We start from the raw sequence: 19,998 nt of genomic DNA on the forward strand, positions 1-19,998 counted from the left end.
AGTTGGAAACCATGGCCCCCGTCGCCATGCGTCTCGCTGCACAATCTCTCTCCGACGCCCAGCCCGTCCCCTTCTGGCTGGAAGACCCCGGCAAGCCCGGAGCCCTGCCCGCCCTCACCGGCACCGAGAAGTGCGATCTCCTCGTCGTCGGCGGCGGTTACAGCGGACTGTGGACCGCGCTCCTCGCCAAGGAGCGCGAACCCTCCAGGGATGTCGTCCTGATCGAAGGCCGCGAGGTGGGCTGGGCCGCCTCGGGCCGCAACGGAGGCTTCTGCGCCGCCTCCCTCACGCACGGCTTCGGCAACGGGCTCGCCCGCTGGCCGGGCGAGCTGCCGAAGCTGGAGGAGCTCGGCGAGCGCAACCTCGACGGAATCGAGGAGGCGGTCGCCCGCTACTCGCTGGACTGCGACTTCGAGCGCACCGGCGAGATCGACGTGGCCACCGAGCCGTACCAGGTCGAGGAACTGACCGAGATGTACGAGGAGATCGAGCGGCTCGGTCTCGCGGACGGCCTCGAACTCCTCGACCGGGACGCCGTCCGGGCCGAGGTCGACTCGCCGACCTTCCTCGGCGGCCTCTGGGACCGCCGCGGCGTCGCCATGCTCAACCCGGCCAAGCTGGCCTGGGGCCTGAAGAAGGCCTGCCTCGACCTGGGTGTCCGGATCTTCGAGAACACCCCCGGTCTGGAGCTGGTCTCCGTCGGCGCCGGCATGGGCGTGCGCACGCCGTACGGCAAGGTCGTCGCCCGCCGGGTCGCGCTCGGCACCAACGTCTTCCCGTCGCTGGTCAAGCGGGTCCGGGCGTACACCGTCCCGGTGTACGACTACGCCCTGATGACCGAGCCGCTCAGCCCCGAGCAGCTCGCCTCCGTCGGCTGGAAGAACCGGCAGGGCCTCGGGGACTCCGCCAACCAGTTCCACTACTTCCGGATCACGGCCGACAACCGGATCCTGTGGGGCGGCTACGACGCGATCTACCCCTTCGGCGGGAAGCTCGACGCCGAGATGGACCACCGCCCGGAGACCTACCTCAAGCTCGCCAAGCACTTCTTCCGCTGCTTCCCGCAGCTGGAGGGCCTGCGCTTCAGCCACGCCTGGGGCGGCGCGATCGACACCTGCTCGCGCTTCTCGGCCTTCTTCGGTACGGCGTACCAGGGCAAGGTCGCTTACGCGGCCGGGTTCACCGGCCTCGGCGTCGGCGCCACCCGCTTCGGCGGCGACGTCATGCTCGACCTGCTCGCGGGGGAGCGCACCGAGCGCACCGAGCTGGACATGGTCCGCTCGAAGCCGCTGCCGTTCCCGCCGGAGCCGATCGCCTGGGCCGGCATCGGCATCACCAAGTGGTCGATGGCCCGCGCCGACGAGAACGGCGGTCGGCGGAACCTGTGGCTGAAGACCATGGACAAGCTGGGCCTGGGCTTCGACAGCTAGGCGGTGGATTCCCGCGGCGGGGTCACGGTGTCTTCCGTGGCCCCGCCGCGCCGTTCCCGTCCGCCGCGGCCAGCTCGCCCTCGCCCTCCGTGTCGACGTGCGGCAGGATCCTGTCCAGCCAGCGCGGGGTCCACCAGGCCCACTTCCCGAGCAGGGTCATCACCGCGGGCACGAGCAGCAGCCGCGCGACCGTCGCGTCGATGAGCACGCTCGCGGCCAGACCGAGCCCCATCATCTTCACCACGATGCTGTCGTTGAGGATGAAGGCCGCGAAGACGCTCACCATGATGAGCGCCGCGCAGGTGATGACGCGCGCGGTGATCTCCAGGGCGTGCGCCACGCTCGCCTTCGCGTCGCCGGTGCGCAGCCACGCCTCGTGGACCCGGGACAGCAGGAAGATCTCGTAGTCCATGCTCAGGCCGAAGACGATGGCGAACATCATCATCGGCACGTAGCTCTCGATGGGGACGTCGCCGGAGACGCCGAGCGCCGGGCCGCCCCAGCCCCACTGGAAGACGGCGACGACGACGCCGTACGAGGCGGCGATCGACAGCAGGTTGAGCACCGCCGCCTTGAGGGCCACGAGCGGGCCGCGGAAGACGATCAGGATGACGAGGAACGCCAGGAAGACGACCACGGCGATGATGAGCACCAGCCGGCTGGAGACGATGTCGAGGAAGTCCACCTGCGCGGCGGTGGTGCCGGTGATGTACGTGGCGGCGGTGGTGCCGTCGACGGCCTGCGGGAGGACGTCGTCGGCCAGGTGGTTGACCAGCGACGTCGTCTTCTCGTCCTGCGGCGCGGCCGTCGAGTAGGCCGTGGCGATCAGGACGTCGCCGTCCGAGGTCGGGGTGAGCGGGGTGATCAGGAGGGCGTCGGGGACCCCGGTGAGCGCCTTCTGGGCCTGGCTCGCCAGGGAGGAGCGGTCGGCCGAGGGGACCGAGGTCTGGTCGATCACCAGGGTCAGCGGCCCGTTGGAGCCGGGGCCGAAGGCCGTGGACATCAGGTCGAACGCGCGCCGGTCGGTGAAGGACTCGGGGTCCGCGCCGTCGCCGATGTGGCCGAGCTGGATGGAGAACAGGGGGATGGCGAGCACCGCGAGGACGACGACGCCCGCGGTCAGGAACCACCAGGGGCGGCGCTCCACGCGCAGGGCGTAGCGGTGCCAGGTGCCGTGGGCCTCCTCACCGGCCGTCTCGCCGGTCGCTTCACCGGTCCCGCCGGTCGACGGCTCGGTCTCGGCGACCGGCGTGCGCAGATGCAGCCGGTCGATGTGGCGGCCGATGAGCCCGAGCATCGCCGGAACGAGCGTGAGGGCTCCGGCGACGGCGGTGACGACGGTGGAGGTCGCGGCCAGGCCGAGCAGTCCGATGAAGCTCAGTCCGGAGACCCACAGTCCGCCGAGGGCGATGACGACGGTGCAGCCCGAGACGAGGACGGCCCGCCCGCTGGTCGCGGTGGCGAGGCCCGCCGCCGTGACCGGATCCCGGCCGTTCATCAGCAGCTGCCGGTGCCGGGTGATCAGGAAGAGCGCGTAGTCGATGCCGACGCCGATGCCGATCATCGTGGCGAGGGTGGGAGAGACGGTCGCGAAGGTCCACACGGAGGCGAGGAGCCCCAGCACGGCGAGGCCGCAGACGGCCGCCACCAGGGCGGTGATCAGCGGAAGCACGGCGGCGATCAGGCTGCCGAAGCCGATGATCAGCACGATGATCGCGACGCTGAACCCGATCGCCTCGCTCGTCCGGTCGTCGGCCTCGGGCCGGGCCAGTTCACCCAGCGACCCGCCGTACTCGACCTGGACCCCGGCCGCGCGCAGGGGCTGCACGGCGCTGTCCACCCCGGTCAGATAGCCGTCGCCCAGGGTGCCGGGCTGGACGTCGAAGCGGACGGTGATGTAGCCGGTCTTCCCGTCGGTGGACAGCGGGCCGACGTTGGGGGTGCCCGCGGGAGGGGGAGTCGGCTGCGTGCCGGACGCCGGCAGCGGGCTCGTGGCGTTCAGGACGTGCGGGAGCTTCTTCAGCGCGTCCACGGCGGACGAGACCTGGTCACCGGCGTCCGTGAGCGGCTTGGCCCCGTCGTACAGCACCACCTGGGCGCTGTAGCCGCCGGCGGCGGGCTCGTGCGCACGCAGCACGTCGAGCCCCTCCTGGGACTGGGTGCCCGGCAGCGAGTAGTTGTCGGAGTACTCGCCTCCGTACGCGTGGTTCAGCCCCACCAGGGCGCCCAGGGCCACGACCCAGGCGGCCAGTACGACGACGAAGTGACGGGCGCACCATTCGCCCGTTCTCCGCAGCAGGCCCTTGCCGGAGTGCCGGCCGGCCGGCACGGGACCGCCCGGCGCCGAACCGTCCGGTGCGGGACCACCCGGCGACTGCGGAAACGGCATGGCTACTCCCGTGGCGAGGGCGATGTGACCGGGCTGGCGGAGGCCCATACGACCACGTGGGGACGGGCGAGCGAGGGAGGCCGCCGACCAGGCCGCCCGCCGTCCACCCGATCGGGCGCGCTCGCCCTGTGATGCAGGTCACGGTGAATCAGTGGCCCGAACCCGCGTAATGATCGGCGCCGACCCCGCTCTCTGCGGGTGGACAAGGTGTCCGCACGCAGGAGAAGGAGGCCGTTGGCCATGACTGGTTCGGGGGCGGCCAAGGCCGCAGTGGAATGGCTGGCGTCGGTGGCACCGGATCCCGAGGCCTGCCGGTGGGAGTGGGAGCGCAACCCGCACGGGGTCGCGCTGCTGCCCGCCGGCAGGCGCTGGGACGTGCTGATCCTGCCGGGGGAGCTCGGCTACCCCACGCTCGACGTGCTGAGCCGCCTGGTCGACCGGCCGGGACCGGTCCTCGCCGACTTCGGCGACGCGCGGATCGGCTTCTTCGTCCCGCCGGGCACCGTCGCCCGCTGGCTCGGCACCGGGGTGCGCGGCGCGGGCTCCGGCACCTGGATCGTCGTCCCGTACCCGGGTCGCGTGACCGGTGGCGTCCGCTGGCTGGTGGCGCCGGACGGGATGGGCACCCTCAACGACACCTCGCTCCTGGAGCTGGCGATGCACGAGGCGGCGGGCCGACTGGCCAGGGGAGAAGAGGGGGCGGCCGAGGTCTGACGCGAGCCGCGGGCAAGCTCCGCACGAGACAGAGGTCTTGACCACTTGATTGGTCTGGACCATGCTGTGGCGCGCTCCACCTCGATTCCCCCACCCCCGGAGGCAGTTGTGGACCGCACCAGACCCCTCACCCTGCTGTTGGCGGGCGCCCTCGCCGCCGGCGGGCTCATGGCGCTCACCCCCGTGGCCGCCCAGGCCGCCGACGCCGAACTCGCCCGCAACGGCGGCTTCGAGGCCGGCCTCGACGGCTGGACCTGCACGGCGGGCAGCGGCGCCGCCGTCTCGTCGCCCGTACACGGCGGGACCAAGGCGCTCCAGGCCACCCCGGCCGGCAGCGACAACGCCAAGTGCTCGCAGACCGTCACCGTCAAGCCCAACTCCTCGTACGAGCTGAGCGGCTGGGTCCGCGGCAGCTACGTCTACCTCGGCGCCTCCGGCACCGGCACCACCGACGTCTCCACCTGGACGGGCTCCGCCCCCGACTGGCAGCGCCTCTCGACCCGGTTCACCACCGGCGCCTCGACCACCTCGGTGACCATCTACACCCACGGCTGGTACGGCACCCCCGCCTACCAGGCCGACGACCTCTCCCTCTTCGGCCCCGGCGGCGACCCGGTCCAGCTCCCGGCCGCCCCCACCGGCCTCGCCGCCGGCTCCCCGACCTCCACCACCGTGCCGCTCACCTGGACCGCGGTCTCCGGCGCCACCTCGTACAACCTCTACCGGGGCACCACGAAGATCCAGACGGTCACCGGCACCTCGGCCACCGCGACCGGGCTCACGGCCTCCACCCCGTACACCTTCCAGGTCACCGCCGTGAACAGCGCCGGCGAGTCCCCGAAGTCGGCCGCCGTGACCGCCACCACGACCAGCGGCGGCGGGGGCGGCACCCCCGGCCTGCCCGCGCACGCCCTCGTCGGCTACCTCCACGCCAGCTTCGCCAACGGCTCCGGCTACACCCGCATGGCCGACGTCCCCGACTCCTGGGACGTCATCAACCTCGCCTTCGGCGAACCGACCTCCGTCACCTCCGGCGACATCCGCTTCAGCCTCTGCCCCGCCACCGAATGCCCGAACGTCGAATCCGCCGCGGACTTCAAGGCGGCGATCAAGGCCAAGCAGGCCGCGGGCAAGAAGGTCCTCATCTCCATCGGCGGCCAGAACGGCCAGGTCCAGCTCGCCACCACCGCCGCCCGCGACACCTTCGTCTCCTCCGTCTCGAAGATCATCGACGAGTACGGCCTCGACGGCCTCGACATCGACTTCGAGGGCCACTCCCTCTCGCTCCAGACCGGCGACACCGACTTCCGCAGCCCGACCAGCCCGGTCATCGTCAACCTGATCCAGGCGGTCAAGACCCTCAAGGCCAAGTACGGACAGAACTTCGTCCTGACGATGGCCCCGGAGACCTTCTTCGTCCAGCTCGGCTACCAGTACTACGGCTCCGGCCCCTGGGGCGGCCAGGACCCCCGCGCGGGCGCCTACCTCCCGGTCATCCACGCCCTGCGCGACGACCTCACCCTGCTCCACGTCCAGGACTACAACTCCGGCTCCATCATGGGCCTGGACAACCAGTACCACTCGATGGGCGGCGCCGACTTCCACATCGCCATGACCGACATGCTGCTCACCGGCTTCCCGGTCGCAGGCAACACCGAACGCTTCTTCCCGGCGCTCCGCCCCGAGCAGGTCGCCATCGGCCTCCCGGCCTCCACCCAGGCGGGCAACGGCCACACGGCCCCGGCCGAGGTGAACAAGGCCCTCAACTGCCTCACGAAGAAGACCGACTGCGGCACTTACCAGACCCACGGCACCTGGCCCGCGCTGCGCGGCCTGATGACCTGGTCGATCAACTGGGACCGCTACAACCAGTGGCAGTTCAGCCAGAACTTCGACGCGTACAAGTGGAGCTGAACCGGCCGAGGATCAGTTGAGCAGCTCGGTGAACAGCCGGGCCGCGGCCCGCGAGGGCCCCGGCCCGGCGAGCTCACCGAGCACCGCCCGCAGATCCACCGGCACTGCCCTCACCCGCCCCGCCACCGGCCCGTCGAGCTCGCGCACGGCCACCCGGACCCGCCCCGCCGGCCGGTCGCCCGGATGCAGCAGCACACAGACGGGCGGCTTCCCCCCGGGGCTCCTGCCGAGCGTCCGCGCGTACAGGAACGCCTGGTAGAGATCCGCTGGAGAGAGCTTCTTCGCGTCGTACAGCTTGTACTTCACGTCCACCGGCAGCCGGAACACCTCACCGTCCCGCCGCCCCGAGACCAGCAGATCCGGCCGCACCTCCCCGTGGCTCCGCCCCGCCCGCTCGTCGAACAGCACCCGCCGCTGCCCGGCCTGCGGGGTCACGAGCAGCCCGGAACCGGCCGCGCCCCACTCGACGAGCCGGGTCACGAACGACTCGAACAGGCTGTTCATGTCGACGAGGAAGGCCCGCGCCGCGAGCGGCCCCGAGGCGAACAGCCCGTCGAGACCGCCCCCGCACAGCAGCAGCCGGGCCCAGCGGTGCGCGGGCCGGTAGTGCTCGTTGTGCCGGTGGTACACGAGCCCGGACAGCAGCGCCCCGACGTCCCCCGGCGGAGTCGGGGCGTGCGCCGCGAACGCGGCGGCGGCGCGTCGCGCGCGGGCCCGCACCCCGGGCGCGCGGGCCGTACGGGCCGCGAGCGCGAGAGCGGCGGCGCACAGCCGGTTGTCGGCGATGTCGGCCTCGTGCTCGTCGAAACGGCAGGCCAGCCGGTCGAGCCGGCCGTGGTGCCTCAGCAGCTGCCGGTCCGGCAGCAGTCGGCCCCGTACCACCCGCAGGTCGTCCTCGACGGTCAGATAGTCGCGGCGCACCCCGTGCCGCAGCAGCCGCTCGCCGTGCTCGACGACCATCAGACAGACCAGATCGCGGAGGTTCGGCGGCCCCTCCCGGAACTCCTGGACGGTGGGCAGCGGGTCGCGGGCCGCGCCCCACGCCAGATCGATCATCCGCAGCACGTCGAGCTCGGTGCCGAGGTACTTCGGCCGGACCCGGATCTCGCAGCCGTCGAGCCGCAGCGTCCCCACGTACTGGGTGGCCGTCACCTCCAGCTTCCCGCCGGCGAGTTCGCGCACCCGCAGCCGCGAGGCCAGGGCGCCGTCGGCGAGGAGCCGTCGGTCGGCGTCCGTCAGGCGCACCCCGCCGAAGACCTTCGTCCCGTACTCGCACAGCTCGTGCGCCGGACCGCCGCCCACCCGCGCCGGACCGCTACTCACCCGCGCCGACCTGGAGCTCCTCGTACAGCAGGGTGACGAGCCGCTCGTCGGCGACGTCCCTCAGGGTGTGCGTCACCGGGTCGACGAGCTCCTCGCCCAGGAAGCCCGCGAGCAGGGTGTAGTCGTCGTACGCGTACTCCTGGAGCAGCGGCAGGATCTCGCCCCGGATCACCGCCGCGAACTCCGCCGGGTCGGCGATCGGCACGCCCTCGGGCAGGAAGAAGGCGTGTCCGATCTGCTTCTCGCGGTCGAGGGTGCTCCGGATGCGCCGGTTCAGCTCGTCGAGGAAGGCCGCGAGATGCAGCTCCCCGACCCGCCGGTCGAGCAACGGGCCGGAATCGGGGAGGAGTTCGAGGAAGGTGAAGCGGCGGCGGATCGCCGCGTCGAGCATCCGGATCGAGCGGTCGGCGGTGTTCATCGTGCCGAGGATCCGGACGTTGGACGGCACCCTGAAGGGCTCGCCGGTCAGCGGCAGGGTGACGGGCAGTCCGCGTTTGTCCTTCTCCAGTACGGTGACCAACTCGCCCAGGATGCGCGGCAGATTGCCCCGGTTGAGCTCGTCGACGACGACGAGGTGCAGGCGTCCGGGGTTCGCCGCGGCGGTCTCGCAGACCCGCTTGAAGACGCCCGGGGCCGGCTCCAGGGCGAGCCCGGCGGCGCCCTTGACGGGGCGCAGCCCCTCGACGAAGTCCTCGTACCCGTAACTCGGATGGAAGGTGACCATGGTCAGCCGCTGTGACGCGGTGAGTGCGTCGAGGGTCGCCCGGAAGGCGGGCGTGCCGGGTTCGGCGAGCGGATCCACCCCGGGCAGGTCGTCGGAGAGCTCGCCGAGCCGCCGTACGGCGTACCGCAGCGCGTGGTACGTCTTGCCGGTGCCGGGCGGCCCGAACAGGACGGCCTGCCCGCGCCGTTCGAGGGCGTCGTCGATCTGCTGGAGGTCGTCCTCCAGCGGAGGGATCTCCACCGGGTCGGCGCCGTTCTCCGCCTCGGCCGACTCCGGTCCGGCCCCGGTGACGCCCGGAGCGGTCGCCGGCGGGGCGGTGGCCGGCTTCTGGATCCGGCGCCACAGCGCGGACGGCACCTCCGTGACGGTCCGGCCCGCCCACTCGGCGACCGGCTGGTCGAGACTCCTCGCGGACGACTCGTCCCACTCCACGCCGACCGTGTGCCGGTGGTCGGGCAGCTCTCCCCGCCACTGGTACCCGTCCCCGACGACCCGGCCGACGGCGAGGACGTCGCTGCGGCCGGTGGCCGCCACGACGCGGTCGCCGACGCGCAGTTCGAGCAGCTGCCACAGGTCCGCCGCCCGCCCGGCGGCCCGCTCCGCCGGAACCCCGCTGTCGGCGACGGCCTCGGCGTACGCGGCCTTGAACTCGTCCAGGTCGGCGTACCCGTGCAGGTCACCGGCCTCCTCGGCGTCGACGCCGATGCGCCCCTCCGCGCGGAACCGCTCCCAGTGCGCGGGGTCCGACAGACCGATCCGGACGACCCGGGCCGCGGTCCTGCGGACCGGCGCCCACCAGTCGAGGAAGTACCAGACGAGCTGCGGCTCCCAGCCGGCGAACCGGGGATCCTTGTCCAGCAGGGACTTCAGGACTTCCTTGCGGGTGAACGGCTGAAGCACCGCCGAGGCGCCGGGGAACGCCAGCCGGTCGAGGTAGTGCTGCGTGAAACTGTCCGCGTAGATCGGCAGGATCGCCTCGGGGGCGTACACGCGCAGCGTCTTCGCGACGACGGTGATGCCGGAGCGCACGGCCGGAAGGTCGTCGATGTCCCGGACGCGGCCCTCGCGCGCGGCGGTGACCGCCTCCACGATCCCGGAACGGACCGCCGTCCAGGCCTCGTCGAGGCTGCCGTGGCCCTTGTCGTACCACCAGCCGTGGTCGCGGCGGCTGTAATAGACCAGGTGCTTCATCGCCGAGCCGCCGGTGATGCTGCCGAGCGCCTTGCTGCCGTACTCCAGGGCGTGGCTGTAGACCTGACCGTCGGCGTCCGGCTGCCCGAGGGCGTAGCGCTCGACCGGCAGCGTGGGCCACTCCTCCCAGGGGAAGGCCGCCCGGATCGCCGCCGCGTCCCGGTCCGCCGCCTCGACCGCGGCCTGGTGACGGCGGCGGTCGAAGACCTTCAGGGCGTCGTCGACCGGCCAGTACGCGAGGGTCTCGGCGTGCGTCTCGGTCACGGGGCGCAGCGCGCAGGAGCAGACTCCCGTGACCGGCCGGCCCTTGCCGTTGAACAGCCCGGCCTCCGCGGCGAAGGCCGCCGGATCCTCCGCGTCGAGCACGCGGCGCCAGAGCAGGCCGTCGGGATCGGGGTACCTCGGGAGCGCCGCGGAATCGGTGAGGTGGCCGCAGCCCGGGTCGTGGTGGAGCTTGCTTCCGTGGCCGGGGAGGATGACCTCGCCGCCCGACGGGATCAGCTCGTGGGCCCGTCCTCCGACCGTGACGGCGTACCGCTGGTCCGCGTCCCCCATGACCCCTCCCTCTGCCGGGCGCCCGGCGCGGCACGACCGTACCGCGCGGCGTACACCGGCCACCGGAGAAGAGGGAGACAGAGCGCGACGCTCGCGAGGACGTCCAGGGGCCAGTGGTAGCCGCGCAGGATCAGGCCGGTGCCCGTGATCGCCGTCAGGGCGACGGCGACGGGGATCAGCCGGTTCGAGACGAGGAAGGCCGCGCCGACGTAGGCGACCATGGCGGTCGCCGTGTGACCCGAGGGGTAGTAGCCGGCGGCCCAGGGCTCCAGGGGGCCGGGCCGGGCCGTCCACTCCTTCAACGCAACCACCAGCAGCGGTACGAGGGCCATGGCCAGCCCCGCGCACAGGGCGGCGGCCCGCCGGCCGCGCCACACCGCGTACGCCATCGCGCAGCCGAGGACCGGAAGGGCGACCGTCATGTTGCCGAGGTCGGCGGCGAGTTCGCTCAGGGGGCGGGGGACCGAGTCCACCAGGGAGCGGGACACCCGCTCGTCGAGCCTGGCCAAGGGGCCGTGGACGAGCACCTGCCAGGTCACGACGGCGAGGGCGACGAGCGCCGAGAAGAGAGCCGGCCGCCCTGGAACAGGGGGGGTGGTTCCAGGGCGGCCGAGGGGATCGGGCTGCCGCGCGCCCCGGGGGGTGTGGGGCGGGCGGCCATCCGATCGGTGAGGAGTCCCGGAGCGTGAAGCTCCAGCGGTGTGCGCCAAGGCACGGTGTGGGCGGGGCTGGGGAGGCTCCGCCCGGGGTGTTTCTCTCATCTGCAGAAACCGTACGCCAGAGAAGAGGGGGCCGACAGCGGGAAAGGCATCCCGCCATCGGCCCCCCACAGAGTCTTCACACGGTGTGTGAGAACCGGGCCCTTCGGACCCGCTCCGCTCAGATCTGGGCGAACGCGTTCTCGATGACGTCGAGGCCCTCGTTCAGGAGGTCCTCGCCGATGACCAGCGGCGGCAGGAAGCGCAGCACGTTGCCGTAGGTGCCACAGGTCAGGACCAGCACGCCCTCGGCGTGGCAGGCCTTCGCCAGGGCGCCCGCGGCCTCCGCGAACGGCTCCTTGGTCGCCGGGTCCTTCACGAGCTCGATGGCGATCATGGCGCCGCGGCCGCGGATGTCGCCGATGATCGGGAACTTCTCCTGCATGGCGGTGAGGCGGGCCTTCATGACCTCCTCGATGCGCTGCGCCTTGCCGTTGAGGTCGAGCTCCTTCATCGTCTCGATGGAGCCGAGCGCACCGGCGCAGGCGACCGGGTTGCCGCCGTAGGTGCCGCCGAGGCCGCCGCCGTGGACGGAGTCCATGATCTCGGCGCGACCGGTGACGGCGGCGAGCGGCAGACCGCCCGCGATGCCCTTGGCGGTGGTGATGAGGTCCGGGACGATGCCCTCGTCCTCACACGCGAACCACTGGCCCGTGCGGCAGAAGCCGGACTGGATCTCGTCGGCGACGAAGACGATGCCGTTGTCGTTGGCGAACTTCACGATCGCCGGCAGGAAGCCCTTGGCCGGCTCGATGAAGCCGCCCTCGCCGAGGACCGGCTCGATGATGATCGCGGCGACGTTGTCGGCGCCGATCTGCTTGCTGATCTGGTCGATCGCCTGGGCGGCGGCCTCGGGGCCGCAGTTCTCGGCACCGGTCAGCCAGCGGTAGCCGTAGGCCACCGGCACGCGGTAGACCTCGGGGGCGAACGGACCGAAGCCCTGCTTGTACGGCATGTTCTTCGAGGTCAGCGCCATCGTCAGGTTCGTACGGCCGTGGTAGCCGTGGTCGAAGACGACGACGGCCTGGCGCTTGGTGTACGAGCGGGCGATCTTCACCGCGTTCTCGACGGCCTCGGCGCCCGAGTTGAAGAGCGCGGACTTCTTGGCGTGGTCGCCCGGGGTCAGCTCGGCGAGCGCCTCGCAGACCTCCACGTAACCCTCGTACGGCGTCACCATGAAGCAGGTGTGCGTGAAGTCCTGGAGCTGCGCGGCGGCGCGGCGGACGACGGCCTCGGCGGAGGCGCCGACGGAGGTCACGGCGATGCCGGAGCCGAAGTCGATCAGACGGTTGCCGTCGACGTCCTCGATGATGCCGCCGCCGGCCCGCTTCGTGAAGACGGGGAGCGTCGAGCCGACGCCACCGGCGACCGTGTCGAGACGGCGGGCCTGAAGCTCCAGCGACTTCGGACCGGGGATGGCGGTGACGACGCGCCGCTCCTGCGGGACAGCGTTCATGCGGGGCTCCTGGGGGTGTTCTGGACGCACTTGCGGGTTTCCTCCGCAGGCTAGGCGCGGGGGAGGGGGTGCGGCATGCGCCGATCGGGAGTGGTGGCGGGTGTGCCGTTGTCCGGGTTGGACATGGCGACTCCGTTTCCACCCCCCAGGGTGACCGTTTCCGCCACTCGGCGGCGATCGGCCGTACGGGTGCGCGAAACCCCTCCGGGGCGCGCCCGGCCCACTAGATTGACGAGGGCACAGAGGCGGCGACCTGGCTGGTCAGGGGGCAGGGGTAGATGGAGACCGACGGCACGTACGAGTCACGCGACACCAAGGGGGGCGCGGTTCCCCGCCCGGCGGGCCCGCCACCCGCCTCGGCACCGGTGGTTCCCCCGACGCCCCCGACACCCCCGGCCTACCGTGTCCACCCCGCCGCGCCCGCCTCCCCGCCGGGCGTCCCGTCCCCGGCGAGCGTTCCGCCCCCGCCGAGCGTCCCGCCGTCCCGGGCTCCCGGGGTCGTGGGAGCACCGGCCTCCGCGGCCGTCGTCGAGTGGCTGGACGCGCCGCGCCCCAAGGCCGGACTCGGCATCTGGCGGTTCCGGCACGTGCCGCCGCCGCAGGCGACCGCGCGACTCGCACCGGTCACCTTCGTCGGCATGCTGATCCCCATGGCCGTCGGACTGGTCATCTGGTCGGCCTGGCGGAACAACACCCTCCCGTACGCGGACGTCCTGCTGCGGACCCTCACCCCGAACGACTGGTGGTACGCCCTCACCACCTCGCCGAAGGACTGGCAGGGCGTCGCGGCCCACAGCGTCTTCGACGGCGCCCTCTTCCTCGTCCTCGTGTGGGCGATCGGCGCCCTCGGCTCCTGGGGCAAGGTCACCCGCCACTACCTCGGCCGCTGCCGCCCGCCCGTGCGCGCCGCGCTCGCGGCAGCGGGAGCCCTGATCGTCCTGGGGTTCGTCTTCTCCGAGACCCTCGGCCTCGGCTGGCCCCCGCTGCCCCTCGTCGACCCGCTCGCCTGCCTCGCCGCCCTGGTCACCGGCGGCTGGGACATCCCCGGTTCGCCCTTCTTCGTCTACCCCATGCGCCTGCTGGTCACGGCGGCGGTCCTCTGGCCGTTCGCCCGGATCGGGGAATGGGCGGTCCTCTTCCGGCAGGCGCGCGCCCGGTCGGCCTCCGGCCCGACCCCGGCGCCGGCCGGCCCGGCCCCCACCGAGACCCCCCGCTCCCAATGGCCCGAGCTCAGGGACGCCGGCGAGCACCGCGCCGCCGACCTGCTCGCCGGCGAACTGGTCACCGGCCGGATGAACGACGTCGACTGCGCACGGGTGCGCCGCACCTGGCAGAACAGCGGCCGGGACGCCACCCGCCGCACCGCCCTCGTCGACGCCCTCCTCCGCCAGGGCGCCGCGGCGGGCGCGCATCCGTCCGGCGACCGCGACCTGCCCGGCCGCTCGGCCACCCACGACCTGCTCCTAGGGCAGGTCCGCGTGGGGCGCTTCACGGCCGCCGAGCGCACCCCGCACGCCTACCACGGCGCCGGTCTCGCGCTCGACCCCGGACTCCTCGGCACCTCCCTCCTCGCCGTGGGCCCCTCCGGCGCGGGCAAGACCCGCTCGCTCGTCGCGCCCGTCGTCGAGTCGCTCACCCTCCAGGCGCTCACCGGAGCCTGCGCCGTCGTCGCCGTCGGCGCGGCCGGGGCACCGCTCGGCCCCGACGAGGCGTACGACGTCGTGGTCCGCCTCGGCGACCCCTCCTCCCGGTACGACCTCGACCTGTACGCGGGGGCCACCGACCCCGACGAGGCCGCCGCCTTCCTCGCCGAAGGGCTCGTCGGCGACATGGAAGGAGGGGAGACCCGGCGCGCCGCCACCGTGCTCGCCCAGCTCATCGGCCCGTACCGGGCCGCGTACGGGCGCTTCCCGACCGTGCCGGTCCTGCGGGAACTGCTCGAAGCCCGCTCCGAGGTCCTGGCGGCGCTGCTCGACCTGCTGCCGGCCGACGGCGCGCAGGCCATGCGCCGCGAGCTGGAGTCCCGGATGCGTCAGGTCGGCACCGCGACCGACGTGGGCCCCGTCCTCGCCGACCGGCTCACCGCCCTCGACCGGCCCGTCTTCGCCGAGTTCTTCGGCGGCGGCCGCGACGCGCGGCCCTTCTCCCTCCGGGCCGTCGCCCAGCACCCGATGCGGGTGCGTATCTGCCTGCCGGAAGGCGGCCACGAGGAGGCCGCGCGGCTGCTCAACCGGATGCTGCTCGCCCAGTTCCAGCAGGTCACCCGGGACCGCGCAGGGAGCGGGCACTTCGCCTGCCTGGTGCTCGACGACGCGGCGGGCGCGCTCACGCCGGGCACCGTCCGGGCCTTCCAGCGGCTGCGCCCGCAGAACGCGGGCGTCGTGCTGGCTCTCCGTACCCTCGCGGAGGTGCCCGCGGCCCTCCACGGACCGCTCCTCGCCGGCGTCGGCTGCCGGATGGCCTTCGCCGGGCTCCCCACCTGGGACGGCCGCGCCTTCGCCGAGGCGTGGGGCACCGAACGGGTGGAGACGACCGAGGTGGCCCACCACACCGTCTTCGCCGACCAGCCGATGACCCGGGCCTTCCACGCCCTGCGCAAGCTGGTGACCGGCAAGGCCGTGACCACCGAGGCCGTGACCGTACGGGAGGTCGAGCGCGAGCGGTGGTCCGCCTCCGACCTCGCGCACGCCGTGCCCCCCGGCCACGCCGTCCTCTCCCTCACCCATGTGCGCGGCGAACACACCCCACCGCTCCTCGTCGAGCTCCGCGGCTGAGCGAGGCTCTTGCCGCCCTGGCACAATCGGGGGCGCCGCTCGGCTGAGCGGCGCCCCCTCGCTCAAAGGTCCGACGGTCCCCAATGCCGCCCACCCTCGCCTCGCTCGTGCAGCACTCCGCCCTCAAGCTGGTCGTCCGCGCGGGTGAGGACCGCCTCGACACCCCCGTCCGCTGGGCCCACGTCAGCGAACTGGCCGACCCCGTCCCGTACATGGAGGGCGGCGAGCTCCTGCTCACCACCGCGCTCACGCTGGACGCGGAGGACCTGGAGGCGATGCGCCGCTACGTGCGGCGGCTGCTCGGCGCGGGTGTCGTCGGCCTCGGGTTCGCCGTCGGCGTCAACTACGAGTCCATTCCGACGGCCCTGCTCGACGCGGCGCGCGAGGAGCACCTGCCGCTCCTGGAGGTGCCGCGCAGGACCCCGTTCCTGGCGATCAGCAAGGCGGTCTCCGCGGCCATCTCCGCCGACCAGTACCGGGCCGTCACCGCCGGATTCGAGGCCCAGCGCGAGCTGACCCGCGCCGCCCTCGCCGAGGGCCCGGAGGCCGTCGTCGCCCGGCTCGCCGCGCACGTCGACGGCTGGGCCGCGCTGTACGACACCTCCGGCACGGTCGTCGCCGTCTCACCCGAGTGGGCGGCCCGCCGCGCCGCCCGGCTCACCCCCGACGTGGAGCGGCTCCGGGACCGGCCCGCGCCCGCGAGCGCCGTCGTGGGCGGTACGGACGACCGGGTCGAGCTCCAGTCGCTGGGGACCGGGCGGCGCGTGCGGGGCGCGCTCGCGGTCGGCACGGGCGCCCCCCTCGGGACGGCCGAGCGGTACGCGGTGCACTCGGCGATCGCCCTGCTCACCCTCACGACGGAGCGTTCGCGCGCGCTCCAGGCCGCGGAGCACCGGCTCGGCGCGGCCGTCCTGCGCATGCTGCTCGCGGGCCAGCCGGACCACGCCCGCGCGGTCGCGGGGGACGTGTACGGCGGGCTGCTCGACGCCCCCTTCCGCCTGGTCGTCGCCGAGCCCGCCGCCGGCGAGCCCGCGGGGGAGGCCCCGCTGCCGGTTCTCGCCGAGACCCTGGAGACGGCCGCCGCCCGGGCGGGCGAGGCGGTGCTCACCGTCCCGGAGAGCGAGGGGCGGCTCGTCGTCCTGGCCGGGGACGGGGGCGCGGTCGCCGCCGCCTGCCACGGGTACGCGGACCGGGAGGCGGACGAGGCCGGGGTCTTCGTCGGACTCTCGGCCCCGGCCGGTCCGGTCGCCGCGGCAGTCGCGTACAAGCAGGCGGAGCAGGCCCTCGCGGTGGCCCGGCGGCGGGGCCGCGCGCTCGTCGAGCACGAGGAGCTGGCCGCAGGTTCCGTGCTGCCGCTCCTCGCCGACGACGCCGTCCGCGCCTTCGCCGACGGCATGCTCCGCGCGCTGCGGGAGCACGACGCGACGGGCCGCGGCGACCTGGTCGCCTCCCTGCGCGCCTGGCTCTCGCGGCACGGCCAGTGGGACGCGGCGGCGGCGGACCTGGGCGTCCACCGGCACACCCTGCGCTACCGGATGCGGCGCGTGGAGGAGATCCTGGGCCGCTCGCTGGACGACGCGGACGTACGGATGGAGCTGTGGCTGGCGCTGAAGGCGACGGGCGAGGACACCCCGTAGGTCCTGCTCGCCGAGGGTGCCGTCACTCGCCGAGGGCGCCGTCGTCGCCGTTGCCCTGCCGCGTGCGGCTCCGCCGCTGGTGGTCGCGGACCACTTCCCCGCCGAGCAGGGTCGCCATGGCCACCCCGCGCACCCAGCGCGGGCCGCCCCGCGACGCCCACACGACGCAGACGCACCCTCCGACGGCAAGCACCAGCACGCCGATCAGGACCATCAGGATCATGTTCTTCCCCCATTCGCGTACGCGGTCGGGATCATCCTGCCACCCCGGCACCGAAGGACCTTTACCCCGCCGCGACCGTCCGAATTCCGGGATTCCTGCCCGAATCCGGGCAGTTTTCTTGTCGATCACCTCCCGGACTCCCTACTCTCCTGCACATGACAAGCCCCGCCGTCGATCCGGCCCCCGAGACGCAGCAGGCCGCCCCCGAACCCCGTACCGCCAAGCCCGCCGCGGTGGTGTCCGCCCGCCGGATCACCGGCGCCGTCTGGGCCGCGCTCGGCATCGTGTACGTCGTCTGGGGATCGACCTACCTCGGCATCCGGATCGTCGTGGAGACCGTGCCGCCCTTCCTCTCCGGCGGCGCCCGCTTCGTCACCGCCGGACTGCTCCTCGTCGGGATCATCGCCTGGCGGCAGGGCCCCGCCGCCCTCAAGGTGACCCGCAGGGAGCTCGCCTCGGCCGTCCTCGTGGGCCTGCTCCTCATCCTCGGCGGCAACGGCCTGGTCGTCCTCGCCGAGACCTCCATCCCGTCCGGTCTCGCCGCGCTCCTCATCGCCGTCGTCCCCGCCTGGGTCGTCGTCCTCAAGGCCGTCTCCGGCGAGCGCCCCACCCTCGGCGGCACCGCCGGCGTCCTCCTCGGCCTCGCCGGCCTCGCGGTCCTGACCCTCCCCGGACTCAGCGGCGACGTGCGGATCGGCGGCGTCCTCCTCGTCGTCGCCGCGACCCTCTGCTGGTCCGTGGGCTCCTTCTCCTCCTCGCGCCTGCCGATGCCGGCCAACCCCTTCACCGCCAGCGCGTACGAGATGATCGCCGGCGGCATCGCGGGCCTCACCGTCGGCCTGGTCCGGGGCGAGCAGCACGGCTTCGCCCTCTCCGAGGTCTCCACCCGCTCCTGGGCCGCCCTCGCCTATCTGGTCGTCTTCGGCTCGCTGATCGCCTTCACCGCGTACGCCTGGCTCCTCCAGGCCGCCCCGATCTCCCTGGTGGCCACCTACGCGTACGTCAATCCCGTCGTCGCCGTCGCCCTGGGCGCCCTCGTCCTGAACGAGGCGCTGACCTGGCCCCTCCTCCTCGGCGGCGCGATCGTCGTGGCCGGCGTCTGTCTGATCGTCTCGACGGAACGGCGCAGGTAGCGGCGGGCGGCGGTGCGGGCGGTGGTGCGGGCGGCGGTGCGGGTGAGGACGGGCGCGGGTGCGGACGGGCCCGGCGGCTCTTCGGCCGAAGCGGACAGAGCCTCCACCCCACTACTCCATACCGGACAAGCCCGCGCCCGCCGCCCCGGCCCTAACGTGTGACGAGAGCGATCGCTCGCACCCCCGATACGGAAAGGGCCGGGACGCAATGACGACCACCCACGCCTTCTGGCTCGCCGGCCGCGAGGCCACCGGCGAGGCCACCTTCGACGTCACGAACTCCTTCGACGGACGTCTGGTCGGCAAGGTCAGCGTGCCCACCGAGGCCCAGGTCGAGGAGGCCGTCGCCGCCGCGCACGCCGTCGTCGACGAGTTCGCCGCGACCCCGGCGCACGTCCGCGCCGCCGCCCTCGACCACGTGTCGAAGCGGCTCGCCGAGCGCACCGAGGAGATCGCCCTCCTGATCTCGGCCGAGAACGGCAAGCCCGTCAAGTGGGCCCGCGGCGAGGTCGGCCGTGCCGTCTCCGTCTTCCGTTTCGCCGCCGAGGAGGCCCGCCGCTGGAACGCCGGCGAGGCCCAGCGCCTGGACACCGAGGCCGGCGGCGCGGGCCGCCTCGCCCTCACCCGCCGTATCCCCAAGGGCGTAGTCCTCGGCATCGCGCCGTTCAACTTCCCGCTGAACCTCAGCGCCCACAAGGTCGCCCCGGCCATCGCCGTCGGCGCCCCGATCATCCTCAAGCCGGCCCCGTCGACCCCGATCTCCTCCCTGATCCTGGGCGAGATCCTGGCCGAGACCGACCTGCCGGCCGGCTCCTGGTCGATCCTCACCGTGCCGAACGACCGCATGCCCGCCCTCGTCAAGGACGAGCGCCTCCCGGTCATCTCCTTCACCGGCTCGGACAAGGTCGGCTACGCCATCCAGGAGTCGGTGCCGCACAAGCACTGCACCCTGGAGCTCGGCGGCAACGCCGCGGCCGTGGTCCTGCCCGACTGGTCCTCCGAGGCCGACCTGGACTGGGCGGCGAGCCGTATCGCCACCTTCTCCAACTACCAGGGCGGCCAGTCCTGCATCTCCGTGCAGCGCGTGATCGCCGACGCCTCGGTCTACGACCGCCTGGTGCCGAAGATCGTCGCCGCCGTCGAGGCGCAGGTCACCGGTGACCCGTCCGACGCCGCCACCGACGTCGGCCCGCTCGTCGACGAGGCCGCCGCCCAGCGCGTCGAGTCCTGGGTCGACGAGGCCGTCGCGGCCGGCGCCAAGCTCCTCGCCGGCGGCAAGCGCGAGGGCGCCACGTACGCCCCGACCGTCCTCACCGACATCCCGGCCGGCGTCACCCTGGCCCGCGCCGAGATCTTCGGCCCGGTCCTGACGATCGCCAAGGTCGACGGCGAGGCCGAGGCCTTCGCCGCGGTCAACGACTCCGACTTCGGCCTCCAGGCGGGCGTCTTCACGCACGACCTGCAGACCGCCTTCCGCGCCCACCGCGCGCTGGAGGTCGGCGGCGTGATCGTCGGCGACGTCCCGTCCTACCGCGCCGACCAGATGCCGTACGGCGGCGTCAAGCGCTCCGGCGTCGGCCGCGAGGGCGTCAAGTACGCGATGGACGACTACACCTACGAGCGCGTCCTGGTCCTGACGGGCCTCGCGCTGTAAGTCGTACGCCACGGCGTACGCCACGAGGCCAGACGGCCCGAGCCCACTGTGCGGGGGCTCGGGCCGTCTTTCGCGTGTCGGTCGGGTGCGTCTCACCGGAAGGACGCCGAGGCCCCCGGGGCC

General features: G+C 73.3%; 13 protein-coding genes. 7 read left to right on the forward strand and 6 right to left on the reverse strand.

What is annotated here, in order from left to right; genetic code table 11:
• The first annotated feature begins 11 nt into the window (after window positions 1–11).
• A complete protein-coding gene (locus ACFC0G_RS31355) occupies window positions 12–1,430 on the forward strand; it encodes an NAD(P)/FAD-dependent oxidoreductase (protein ID WP_376409650.1) in 1,419 nt (472 codons plus the stop codon).
• Between the two features lie 22 nt (window positions 1,431–1,452).
• Here the strand turns inward: ACFC0G_RS31355 and ACFC0G_RS31360 are convergent, their stop codons facing one another.
• Window positions 1,453–3,819, reverse strand: coding sequence for an MMPL family transporter (locus tag ACFC0G_RS31360; RefSeq protein WP_376409653.1), 2,367 nt, complete (start codon window positions 3,817–3,819; stop codon window positions 1,453–1,455).
• Between the two features lie 240 nt (window positions 3,820–4,059).
• On the opposite strand from ACFC0G_RS31360, the gene ACFC0G_RS31365 reads away from it, so the two are divergent.
• Together ACFC0G_RS31365 and ACFC0G_RS31370 are read left to right on the forward strand one after the other, a co-directional pair.
• On the forward strand, window positions 4,060–4,533 hold the full coding sequence (locus ACFC0G_RS31365; protein WP_376409656.1) for a hypothetical protein: 474 nt from the start codon (window positions 4,060–4,062) through the stop codon (window positions 4,531–4,533).
• Window positions 4,534–4,701: 168 nt separating this feature from the next.
• Complete coding sequence (locus ACFC0G_RS31370) at window positions 4,702–6,447, forward strand: chitinase (RefSeq protein ID WP_376409822.1); 1,746 nt, start codon at window positions 4,702–4,704, stop codon at window positions 6,445–6,447.
• A gap of 12 nt (window positions 6,448–6,459) precedes the next feature.
• Here the strand turns inward: ACFC0G_RS31370 and ACFC0G_RS31375 are convergent, their stop codons facing one another.
• The 4 genes from ACFC0G_RS31375 to gabT form a co-directional block, all read right to left on the reverse strand.
• Window positions 6,460–7,770: an McrC family protein gene (locus ACFC0G_RS31375; RefSeq protein ID WP_376409659.1), complete on the reverse strand. Its 1,311-nt coding sequence runs from the start codon at window positions 7,768–7,770 to the stop codon at window positions 6,460–6,462.
• Entirely contained in the window at window positions 7,763–10,240 is a 2,478-nt protein-coding gene (locus ACFC0G_RS31380) for an McrB family protein (protein ID WP_376409662.1), read from the reverse strand. Before ACFC0G_RS31380 ends, ACFC0G_RS31375 begins: the two co-directional genes overlap by 8 nt.
• Window positions 10,183–10,779, reverse strand: coding sequence for a phosphatase PAP2 family protein (locus ACFC0G_RS31385; RefSeq protein ID WP_376409664.1), 597 nt, complete (start codon window positions 10,777–10,779; stop codon window positions 10,183–10,185). Before ACFC0G_RS31385 ends, ACFC0G_RS31380 begins: the two co-directional genes overlap by 58 nt.
• Before the next feature lie 340 nt (window positions 10,780–11,119).
• The gene (gene gabT, locus ACFC0G_RS31390; RefSeq protein WP_376409667.1) at window positions 11,120–12,454 is read right to left on the reverse strand and encodes a 4-aminobutyrate--2-oxoglutarate transaminase; all 1,335 of its coding nucleotides are present in this window, start codon (window positions 12,452–12,454) and stop codon (window positions 11,120–11,122) included.
• 278 nt (window positions 12,455–12,732) lie between these two features.
• Here gabT and ACFC0G_RS31395 point away from each other — a divergent pair, with 278 nt between their 5' ends.
• A complete protein-coding gene (locus ACFC0G_RS31395) occupies window positions 12,733–15,228 on the forward strand; it encodes an ATP/GTP-binding protein (protein WP_376409670.1) in 2,496 nt (831 codons plus the stop codon).
• A gap of 83 nt (window positions 15,229–15,311) precedes the next feature.
• On the forward strand, window positions 15,312–16,865 hold the full coding sequence (locus ACFC0G_RS31400) for a PucR family transcriptional regulator (protein ID WP_376409673.1): 1,554 nt from the start codon (window positions 15,312–15,314) through the stop codon (window positions 16,863–16,865).
• A gap of 22 nt (window positions 16,866–16,887) precedes the next feature.
• On the opposite strand, the gene ACFC0G_RS31405 is transcribed toward ACFC0G_RS31400, so the two are convergent.
• Window positions 16,888–17,088, reverse strand: a complete 201-nt coding sequence (locus ACFC0G_RS31405; protein WP_376409676.1) for a hypothetical protein — start codon at window positions 17,086–17,088, stop codon at window positions 16,888–16,890.
• 155 nt (window positions 17,089–17,243) lie between these two features.
• On the opposite strand from ACFC0G_RS31405, the gene ACFC0G_RS31410 reads away from it, so the two are divergent.
• Together ACFC0G_RS31410 and ACFC0G_RS31415 are read left to right on the forward strand one after the other, a co-directional pair.
• Window positions 17,244–18,221 (forward strand): EamA family transporter, encoded by a 978-nt coding sequence (locus ACFC0G_RS31410; protein ID WP_376409679.1) that lies wholly within the window; start codon window positions 17,244–17,246, stop codon window positions 18,219–18,221.
• A 208-nt stretch (window positions 18,222–18,429) separates the two neighbouring features.
• On the forward strand, window positions 18,430–19,875 hold the full coding sequence (locus ACFC0G_RS31415; protein WP_376409682.1) for an aldehyde dehydrogenase family protein: 1,446 nt from the start codon (window positions 18,430–18,432) through the stop codon (window positions 19,873–19,875).
• The last annotated feature ends 123 nt before the right edge of the window (window positions 19,876–19,998 follow it).

The sequence above is a fragment of the Streptomyces sp. NPDC056169 genome, from assembly GCF_042268445.1.
Classification (GTDB): Bacteria; Actinomycetota; Actinomycetes; order Streptomycetales; family Streptomycetaceae; genus Streptomyces.

Coding starts and splice junctions, on each gene's coding strand:
- ACFC0G_RS31415 (WP_376409682.1), top strand. CDS start 18,430: ATGACGACCACCCACGCCTTCTGGCTCGCCGGCCGCGAGGCCACCGGC.
- ACFC0G_RS31395 (WP_376409670.1), top strand. CDS start 12,733: ATGGAGACCGACGGCACGTACGAGTCACGCGACACCAAGGGGGGCGCG.
- ACFC0G_RS31410 (WP_376409679.1), top strand. CDS start 17,244: ATGACAAGCCCCGCCGTCGATCCGGCCCCCGAGACGCAGCAGGCCGCC.
- ACFC0G_RS31365 (WP_376409656.1), top strand. CDS start 4,060: ATGACTGGTTCGGGGGCGGCCAAGGCCGCAGTGGAATGGCTGGCGTCG.
- ACFC0G_RS31400 (WP_376409673.1), top strand. CDS start 15,312: ATGCCGCCCACCCTCGCCTCGCTCGTGCAGCACTCCGCCCTCAAGCTG.
- ACFC0G_RS31370 (WP_376409822.1), top strand. CDS start 4,702: ATGGCGCTCACCCCCGTGGCCGCCCAGGCCGCCGACGCCGAACTCGCC.
- ACFC0G_RS31405 (WP_376409676.1), bottom strand. CDS start 17,088: ATGATCCTGATGGTCCTGATCGGCGTGCTGGTGCTTGCCGTCGGAGGG.
- gabT (WP_376409667.1), bottom strand. CDS start 12,454: ATGAACGCTGTCCCGCAGGAGCGGCGCGTCGTCACCGCCATCCCCGGT.
- ACFC0G_RS31380 (WP_376409662.1), bottom strand. CDS start 10,240: ATGGGGGACGCGGACCAGCGGTACGCCGTCACGGTCGGAGGACGGGCC.
- ACFC0G_RS31360 (WP_376409653.1), bottom strand. CDS start 3,819: ATGCCGTTTCCGCAGTCGCCGGGTGGTCCCGCACCGGACGGTTCGGCG.
- ACFC0G_RS31355 (WP_376409650.1), top strand. CDS start 12: ATGGCCCCCGTCGCCATGCGTCTCGCTGCACAATCTCTCTCCGACGCC.